The sequence below is a fragment of the Deltaproteobacteria bacterium genome (assembly GCA_013151235.1).
GTDB lineage: Bacteria > CG2-30-53-67 > CG2-30-53-67 > CG2-30-53-67 > CG2-30-53-67 > JAADIO01.
Genome location: JAADIO010000073.1, coordinates 1 through 8,836, shown reverse-complemented (window position 1 = coordinate 8,836; position 8,836 = coordinate 1). Strand labels below are relative to the sequence as shown.

Here is an 8,836-nt window from a genome sequence, read left to right as displayed (position 1 = left end):
TTCTTCTCCTTTATATCCGGGTGGTCCTCTTCCGGTTCAGCGGGGCGCTTAGCAAGATTTCCGCCGATGCGAGGGAAAAGGGGGAGAAGGACTGGCATGAAACCTTCGATAAACTTCGTTGGAACTTTTCCCTTTTCGCGAATCTCTATCAGTTTCCCCTCCTATCCAACCAGCAGCAGGCGATCGAGATGTATACTCTTGCTCGGAAGCATATGGATGTGGATGAACTCTTCGAGGAAGTAGAGAAGGAGATCAACAGCAGCCATGAATACCTCGAGATCCAGGAGGCGGAGCAGGAGACCAGGGCGACCACACGCCTGACCGTTGTTGCTACGGTGGGGATGGTCCTGGCCGTGGCCACGGGGTTCCTGGGGATGAATATCTGGATAATGGATTGGAAGAAACATTCGTGGCTGGTCTTCATATTGACCATGGCAGGATCGACCTTTCTGTTGCTCCTGACTATAAAGTGTTCCAATCGTCTGTACAAGTATTTTGACAGGCTTGCGCGACAGAAGCCAAAGAAGAAGTAATAAACGAAAGGAGGGATCATGACGGCAACCTACTATCTCCGCATGGAGGGGGTAAACCTCTTGAACTTTGTCTTCGATACCCAGGATTTGAGCACGGCCCGGGGGGGGAGTCTCTTGATGCTCGACGCTGTGGGTCATGTTCAGAAACGCGTACCCCGGCTGGAACCGGTCACCACGGGCGCCTCTTCCGGACTTTTTCGCTTTGAGATGGATGACGGTGACGCTGATGATTCCAAAGCTAGACAAATTTGCAACTCTGTGATGGATTGTCTGAAGAAGGATCCTCGATTCAAACACGCCACCTTTGTCGTTGATTTCCTCAGGGCCGAAGATGACTTTATCACGGTCCGGGAGACGCTGCTTGCGAAGAACCGTTTCCAGCAGATGCGGTCCCCGACCGTGGCTGTTCCAAAGACCAGTCGAGTCAAAAATGTTGTCCCCTGCGAACTGGACGGCGTACGGCCTGCCGTGAAGGCTGGGCCTAAAGGTAAGAAAATCAGCGAGTCGGTCTGGCAACGCTGGAAATACGGCCGTGAAGAGAAGCAGGAATTTTACAGGAAAGAACTGGTCAAGCTCAAAAAGGTAGATCAAAAGAAAGCTTCGGAGTTGGTTCCCCTGAACTTTGCCAATGATTTCGACGAGCTTACCTCGGATCGTTCCCGGGGGAACCTTCATCACAAGATGGCTGTCATCTACCTCGATGGGAACGGCTTCGGTGGTCTCCAGAGCGATGTCTGTAACACAAGAAAACTCCAGGAAGATTTTGATACCACGATCAAGAACTACCGTCGGGGATTTCTCAAGACCCTGCTGTCGGAGATGAAGGACCGCAAGGAGTGGATCTCGGCAAAAGATAACTACCGACTGGAGACCCTGCTCTGGGGCGGGGACGAGATCATCTGGATTGTCCCGGCCTGGCTTGGGTGGCGGGTTTTGAAACGCTTCTATGAAGAATCGGAGAGCTGGGAATTTCATGGGAACCGGCTCACGCACGGCGGCGGCATCGTCTTTTGTCACCACAACGCTCCGATCCACCGGATCACGAAGCTCGCAAAGGATCTGGCCGAACTGGCCAAGGAGAAGAGCCGTGAGGAAAACCTCTTTGCCTATGAGGTCCTCGAGTCCTTCGACCATATCGGACGGGACCTGATGGGCTACCGGCGTGAGATTTGCCCCAACGGCTGTTCGCCGGACGATATGATCCTGGAGGGAGGGAAGATGGGGAGCGCTCTGGATAAGGTTGCTGTACTCCGGGAGAATTTCCCCCGCAGGAAGCTTTATGCCATCGTGAAGGGGCTGACCCGCGGAGATCCCGGAACGATAAAGGTGATCGAGAAGACCATCAAGAGTCTTGACCTTGAGACAAAAAAAGCGCTGGAAGACTTGAAGGACCCCTTCGGCGGCGAGGTCCTTCGCTGGCTTCACCTTGCACTGTTGTGGGACTACCTTGTTGAATAGGAGGATATGGGGATGTATGACGCTGAGATGAAGATCACGCTGCAACTGATAGGCCCGGTGCTGACCCATTCCACGGCGGCAGGGCCGTACGGTATCGATTCCCCCATGGCGAAGGACCGGCAGGACCGTTACTATCTGCCCGGCACCCTCGTGAAGGGGCGTCTTCGGGAAGCGCCTGGGACGAGTTGTGTCTTGCCGATTCCGGTTTCATCTCTGACACCGTAATCAAAAGCCTCCTTGGAAAAAAATCCGGGAGCGGGCCGGGAGGTGTGGAGCCTGTCCAGGGGCGACTCCATTTCGACGACTTCGTACACGATGGGGCGGACAGGGAAGGAATCGCTTTCCGGATCCGGATCGACGAATGCCGGGGCGCTGTGGACAAGGGGGCCTACCAGGTTGTCGAAGCCCCCTTTGCACCGGGCGAAAGGGTTTCCTTTTCCGGTACGGTCCGTTTCATGGCGCCCTCGACTGAAAATGCTGAAAAAGTCAAGGGGCAGTGCGAGACCGGCCTGCGCTGGATCCCGAGCCTTGGTGCGGAACGGACCGTCGGTTTCGGGAGACTGGATGGTGTCAAAATAGAACTCACAACAAGAAAGATCGAGGATCAAAAGACCACTCCACCATCCGATTTCTCTTTCCCACTTATAATCCGGCCCAAGTCCCCGTTCTGTCTTGCCGACCGTAAGGTGGGGAACAATCTCTTCGAATCGAAGACCGAGATCCCCGGCGCGGCCCTTGCCGGGGCGCTGGCCCGGACGTGGGCGGATCTTCTGGGGAAGGATAGTTGTTTCATCACGAACGATTTCGACGCTACACGACCGGAGCTTTGCAGGAATTTCACGAAGATCCGTTTTCTCCACGCCTTTCCCGCCCCGGAGGGGAGTGCAAAGCGTCCCGTCCGTCCGCCCCTTTCGCTGGTGAAGTATAAAGAGAATGAGAAAATCCATTTAGCTGATATGGCCCGGAAGGAGGAGGCAGCCTGTCCCGAGGGTCCTCCCGTGGCCCCGAAATTTGATGTGGACTGGAAGGAGCGGGGGGATGTGGATGAATATTTCGGATGGATGACGCCTGGTACGGAATTACGCGTGCGGACCGCCATCGAAAAAAAACGTCGCAAGGCGGCCGATGAACAGCTCTTCGCCTACGAGATGGTTCGCCCCGACGGTTGCTGCTGGATCGGAGGTGTGGATCTCTCCCGGGTCGGTGATTCGGATCGATCCAAAGTGGCCGAACAGCTTGCCGGGCTCTTTGCCGTCGGTCTGCGGGGAATGGGGAAGACCAAGGTGGCCGTTGATGTGGAGGTCCCGAAGAAGCAAGAGTCGATCACGTCGTACTTCCCTTCGAAGGCCGAGGCCGAGAATGGACTCTGGATCGTCACCCTCCAGACACCGGCGATTCTTTTCGATCCGGAGAAGTTGGACGAGACAAGCGGCGAGGCCGAGTTGAGGAAGGCCTACGAAGAGATCTGGGAAGAGCTTTCCGACAGGACTCTGCAACTCTCCCATTTCTATGCCCGCCAGAGCCTTGCCGGGGGATTCTACCTCTGGAAACGCTTTCAGGACGGCAAACCCTACAACCCCTACCTCCTGACCGAGGCGGGGAGCGTCTTCGTCCTCAAGGCGAAGACCGGCAAGGAAGCGGACGGGAAGCGGATGATCGAGAAATGGCTCAAAGAGGGGCTTCCCCTCCCGGCGTGGGCGATAAAAAAGTACGCCCGGAACGGCCAAAAAGGGGACCACTGGACGAACTGCCCCTACATACCGGAGAACGGATACGGCGAGATCGCCGTCAACCTGCCGGTCCATGACGGGAAACTGATCGACCTTGCGAAGAAAGGAGGGGCATCATGAGCTTTCCGGTACGATGGAAGATCACGGGAACACTGACGACGGACTCTCCCCTCCATATCGGGGACGGCGACACCACGGAACGGGATGCACTGACGAAAGAGAACGAAAACGGCAAAAAGGAGAAAATCGACATCTCGTCGGTGATTACCGACTACGAGGATCGTGCCTGTATCCCGGGCTCGACCCTCAAGGGAGACCTCCGGGCCTGGTTGAAGCGGCGTTGGGCGAACGGTAAGCTTGATGAACTCCTTGGAAGCGAAGACACGAAGAAGAAAGATGCCGTAGGGGGAAAGGCCGAATTCCATTATGCCTATATCAAGGATGTCAAGCTGACGAATCCACCTCCCTACTGGGATGCGGTGCGGCATACCGGTGCGGCCGCCTCCGTCGCCATCGACCGGGTGACCCGGACGGCGAGCGCGAAGAAGCTGAGACATTATGAGTTTGTCCCCCCCGGCGTCCCCTTTACCGTTACGATCACCGGCAGCGGCCTTGACGAGGAGGAGGTGGGGATCCTGCTCCATGCCCTGGAGGGATTCAACGATCCGGACGACCCCGTCACCCTCGGCGCCTCCACGGGAGACGGGTGGGGGAGGCTCTCATGGAAGTTGGGCAAGGTCCGTCGTGCGACCGGCGAGGCCGTCCGGGAATGGATCAAGAAAGAGAATCAGGCAGATTTTCCCTTCGCCGAACTTGGGGAAGATGAGATCGACGAATTGAAGCCAAAGGCCGGCTCTCCGGCCAAGCCTTCGATCGAAAAGATCGTCCTTGATGTAACACTCACATTCGATTCCCCCTTCCTGGTGAATGACCCGAGCAGATGCCCGGAAAAGAAGGACAAGGAGCAGGAAAGCGATGAAACACATCCCGATCACGCGCCGATCCTCGACCGGAACAGCCGGGCCTATCTCCCCTCACGCTCATTCCGCGGGGCCTTCCGGAGCCAGGCCGAGCGGATCCTCCGGACCCTCGGAGGGGATAAGGCCGCCTGTCATTCCGACAGCGATCCCTGCTGCCGGTCGCTCAATTATCCCGAGGAAGTGGACCGGCTTTGTCCCGCCTGCAGGTTGTTCGGAGCCGCCGGCTGGCGCTCTCCGCTGGAGGTGACCGATTTCGTCCAGGCAGAAGAGGAAGCGAGCGGCTTCTTCCAGGATTTCCTTGCCATCGACCGATTTACCGGCGGCGGAGCCCACGGCGCCAAGTTCAACGCCCTGTCGGTCCTGGAACCGCGCCTGACCGGGAAAATCACAGTCGATTGTTCCCGGACCGAGCCCTGGATGCGGGGCCTCCTTGCCCTGACACTCCGGGACCTCATTGAGGGAGACATCACCTTCGGTTTCGGCGCGACCAAGGGGTACGGGGCCAGCCGGGCGGAGATAACAGGGGACTGGTGGAAAGCGGAGAATCCTCAGGTTAGTGAGGTTGTAGAACAATTCCGGCAAAAGATTGCGGAGTTGCAAAAGGAGGCGGTCCATGGTTGATATGAGGGAATGGCAGGAAGAGATGCGCAGGAAACGGGGCCTTGCACCCAGGGAAGAAAAATCGGTACAGGCCCAGGGAGGGTCGAAAAAAGATAGCGGATCGTCACCGGGTAAGCAAAAGAAAAAAAAGAAAAAAAGGAAGCAAGGTCTCCAGACGAGACACTATGGAGCCGGGCCGGGTCCGTTACGTCAGAGGGCGCACCCCCAGGGGCGGGGAGAAGGCCGGGGGCGGATGGACGATGCCCCGCAGTTTCATAATCCCTACCATTTCGTTCCGGTCCTGAAAGACAACAGGCCGGCCGATCTGAGCGTTGAGAAGTTCGATAGTCAGGAAAACGGACATGTGAGGCACGACCGATATGTGGAAGGTAGCTATTCCGGCCGGATCGTCTGCCGGTTAAAGTCTGAGAGCCCGATCTTTGTCGGGGCAAAGCGCGTGAGGAAGGGTAAGCAAGAATGCCCCGCCTGCGTCGCCCCCTACGAAAGAGGAGGGAAGCCCGCCGTCCCGGCCACGACCCTTAAAGGGTTGATTTCAAGTATCGCCGAGGCGGCGAGCAATTCGGCACTGCGGGTGTTGGAAAGATCCGAATATCCTTATTCTTACCGAAAGGAAATGACAAAGAGCCTCTCCGCCATCGGGATGATCCATGTTGAGAAAGAAAAAGGTGGTCAGGATAAATATTTTCTTGTTCCTCTTACCCTTCCTACCTTGCAAAAGAATAATAACGATAGGTTCCCCCTTCCCGCAGAATATCAGAATATGTTCCCCGAACCGAACCTCAAGGTCTATATCGGAGATAGATTGAGTATTCGAAATTCGGGACGTTTCACTTTTCGGACCTTCCGTGCCGATAGTCCGAAGTATTACGGAATGAAGCTTCAGAGGCGGAGCTGGACCGGGAGTCATGAATTGTGTGGCGATGCACAGTTGCATGTAACAAGAAACTCGTTTCTTGTTTCACAGAAGGCGCGTGAAGATGCAGTTCCCCGTCCCTGGGACGAGATTCCGGATCACGAACGGAGCGTCTACACCCGCGGGATCATCCGCGTCCTCGGCTGCTGGGGCGACCGGGCCATCCCGAATACAAAGAAACACGAAATCTTTATCCCTTGTCCGGAGAAACCGGAAGCTTGGGAGGCCTTCTTGATTCCCGATGATGTCGTGAATCGCTTCCATGAACTGGCCGACGCAAGGACCGACGCCGATGAGAACGGGAAGCTCCCCTATGAGCCGAAGGATACTAAACGGAATATGGATCCAGCCAATGACGGGAAGAAGTTCCGTCTCAAGGAGGGAGACCTCGTTTTCTTCAAGCCGCATCCCCGCTGGAATACCATTGAAGAGATCTCCCTTTCTTCCATCTGGCGGGGGCGGGTCGAATGGATCGTAAATAACAGGATGGAAGGCGCACGAGGCCGGGATTTCTTTCGGGCCGTCGATAAAGAACTTCTTCCCTTCAATGGAGAAAGGAAGCAGATCACCCTCGCCGAACAGCTCTTCGGTTTTGTTGAGGAGGGGAAGGAGAAAGAGCGGGATACCGCACGCGCCCTTGCGGGGCGGGTTCGCTTTGCCGACGCCCTCTTCGAGGGAATAACCGATCAGGACGGACAGACCCCCATCGGTCGTGAGGCCAGCCCCTATCTCGATCCCGTGGTCCTGAAGATCCTCGACTCCCCCAAGCCCCCCTCCCCGGCCCTCTACTTCAAGAAGTCCGACGGGCAGGGGGCCTACATCGCCAAGAAGGATCTGCAACCGGGGAGTCATCATCCCCAGGGAAGGAAGTTCTATCTCCATCACAGCTCAGACCAGTTAGAGAAGGAGTGCTGGAAGACGGATCCACAGCCACCGACCCCCTGCGAGGAGAAAGACCGTTGCAAGCAGAAAGTAAGTGTCACTCCCGTCCGTGCTGGAGCGGTCTTTTACTTTCATGTCGATTTCGACAACCTGAGCAAAAGGGAACTGGGCCTTCTCTGCTACGCACTCCGGCCGACGGAGGCATTCCGCCACAAGATCGGAACGGGGAAACCGATCGGCCTCGGGAAGGTCCGGATCGATCCGATAGGACTCTTTCTGGTAAACCGTGAAGATCGGTATACGACGGATGAGATCTTCTCCTCGCCACGTTATGCAAAGGTCTGGCGGAAGGAGGATGCTCCGGAAGACTGGCCGGGGCGATATGGCAGAGAGGCAGAGGCAGAAGTTGCAGAGGCGGAAGTTGCAGGTGCCATTACCTATGATGCTTTCCGCAAGGGATTCCGGGATAAGATGAATGAAGACATCCGACCCGCCCTGGAACTCCTGGGCGATCCTGCAAAGGTAACCGAGCCTGTCCATACCCCCCTCGTCCAGGGGCAGGGTCCGGAGGATGAGACCTTCAAGTGGTTTGTGGAAAACGACAAGAGGAGACATGATTTTCTCAGGCCATTAAATAGGGCAAGCACGAATCTTCCAACTTTGAAAAAGTATTGAAATAAGGATGGATGATGGTTGAATCTTCTTATACTTTTTTTCTCGGTGGACATGACCTCGAGATGGAGATGATAGCGGAACTGCTCTGCCGGGAGGGGGTCCCTTTCTTTGACAAGGGGCTTGCCTGGGGAGCGGAGGTCTCCGCTTCCGCCTACAGGGAGGAAATCACCGGCACCCTGCAGAAGGGGAGGACCCCCGTGCTGGTGGAGCTTCCGAATGATCTCGGTCTCGACCCGGATCAAATCGTTGAGATCGACCACCATGGGAAGAAGGCCGGGGCCGACCGTCCGACGTCGCTCCATCAGGTTTTCTCCCTACTCGGTCTTCCCCCGGAACGGTGGACGAGAGAATTCGATCTTGTTGCCGAAAACGACCGGGGATATATCCCTGCCATGATCGAAATCGGGGCCACGAAGGAAGAGATCATACAGGTTCGCGCCGCCGACCGGAAGGCTCAGGGGATCACGGAGGAAGAGGAACAGGCTGGGGAACGTGCCGTCTCCGAGGCCTCGACCCTTGCCGGCGGGGCGCTGACCTTGGCCAGGCTTCCGCACACGAAGACGGCCGTGGTGACGGACCGAATGGAGTCCGTCCTCGGTGGCCCTGGAGTCCAGAACCTTCTCATCCTTTGTCCTTCGGAGGTGGACTTTTATGGGGAAGGGGAGTGGATCCATCTTCTGGACAGGCGTTTCCCCGGCGGAGTGTACGGCGGTGCCCTTCCACAGCGGGGATACTGGTTCAAGGAATGCCATTCCCGGGAAGGGGAGGAGATCCTCCGTTTCCTTGCCGGGAGGCTTGAAGCTTTATAGGAGACCGAATGGATTCGTTCTTTTTTTCCGCATATTCATTTCAGATCCGTGCCCGGGAACGATTGAACCTTCCTCCCTACAAGGGGTCCACTCTCCGGGGGGGGATGGGACAGATGCTTCAGCGGATGGTCTGTCGGCGGAGGGGACAGTCCTGTGAAGAATGCCTCGTTTCGGTGCGCTGTCCCTACGCTCTGATCTTCAAGAATCCCCTTCCGGCGGGGAGGACGCCCTTTGC

Annotated in this window: 8 protein-coding genes; all 8 read left to right on the top strand. The window is 56.7% G+C overall.

The genetic code is table 11. The annotated features are described in order from the left end of the window. Window positions 1-533: hypothetical protein (locus tag GXP58_12200; GenBank protein ID NOY54355.1), on the top strand; the 533-nt coding region annotated here is incomplete at its 5' end. A gap of 18 nt (window positions 534-551) precedes the next feature. Beyond that, window positions 552-1,991, top strand: a complete 1,440-nt coding sequence (locus tag GXP58_12195) for a hypothetical protein (GenBank protein ID NOY54354.1) — start codon at window positions 552-554, stop codon at window positions 1,989-1,991. A 12-nt stretch (window positions 1,992-2,003) separates the two neighbouring features. Next, window positions 2,004-2,216, top strand: a complete 213-nt coding sequence (locus tag GXP58_12190) for a hypothetical protein (protein ID NOY54353.1) — start codon at window positions 2,004-2,006, stop codon at window positions 2,214-2,216. A 44-nt stretch (window positions 2,217-2,260) separates the two neighbouring features. After that, window positions 2,261-3,841, top strand: coding sequence for a hypothetical protein (locus GXP58_12185; protein NOY54352.1), 1,581 nt, complete (start codon window positions 2,261-2,263; stop codon window positions 3,839-3,841). Beyond that, window positions 3,838-5,322, top strand: coding sequence for a hypothetical protein (locus tag GXP58_12180; protein NOY54351.1), 1,485 nt, complete (start codon window positions 3,838-3,840; stop codon window positions 5,320-5,322). The genes GXP58_12185 and GXP58_12180 overlap by 4 nt, the downstream gene beginning before the upstream one ends. Continuing rightward, on the top strand, window positions 5,315-7,792 hold the full coding sequence (locus GXP58_12175) for a TIGR03986 family CRISPR-associated RAMP protein (protein ID NOY54350.1): 2,478 nt from the start codon (window positions 5,315-5,317) through the stop codon (window positions 7,790-7,792). Before GXP58_12180 ends, GXP58_12175 begins: the two co-directional genes overlap by 8 nt. A gap of 11 nt (window positions 7,793-7,803) precedes the next feature. Then, window positions 7,804-8,601, top strand: coding sequence for a hypothetical protein (locus GXP58_12170; protein ID NOY54349.1), 798 nt, complete (start codon window positions 7,804-7,806; stop codon window positions 8,599-8,601). Between the two features lie 8 nt (window positions 8,602-8,609). After that, the coding region (locus GXP58_12165) for a hypothetical protein (GenBank protein ID NOY54348.1) at window positions 8,610-8,836 on the top strand (227 nt) is incomplete at its 3' end.

Bases quoted from the DNA above. Each gene is read 5' to 3' on its own strand.
- GXP58_12180 (NOY54351.1), top strand. From the start codon at position 3,838: ATGAGCTTTCCGGTACGATGGAAGATCACGGGAACACTGACGACGGAC.
- GXP58_12190 (NOY54353.1), top strand. From the start codon at position 2,004: ATGTATGACGCTGAGATGAAGATCACGCTGCAACTGATAGGCCCGGTG.
- GXP58_12195 (NOY54354.1), top strand. From the start codon at position 552: ATGACGGCAACCTACTATCTCCGCATGGAGGGGGTAAACCTCTTGAAC.
- GXP58_12170 (NOY54349.1), top strand. From the start codon at position 7,804: ATGATGGTTGAATCTTCTTATACTTTTTTTCTCGGTGGACATGACCTC.
- GXP58_12175 (NOY54350.1), top strand. From the start codon at position 5,315: ATGGTTGATATGAGGGAATGGCAGGAAGAGATGCGCAGGAAACGGGGC.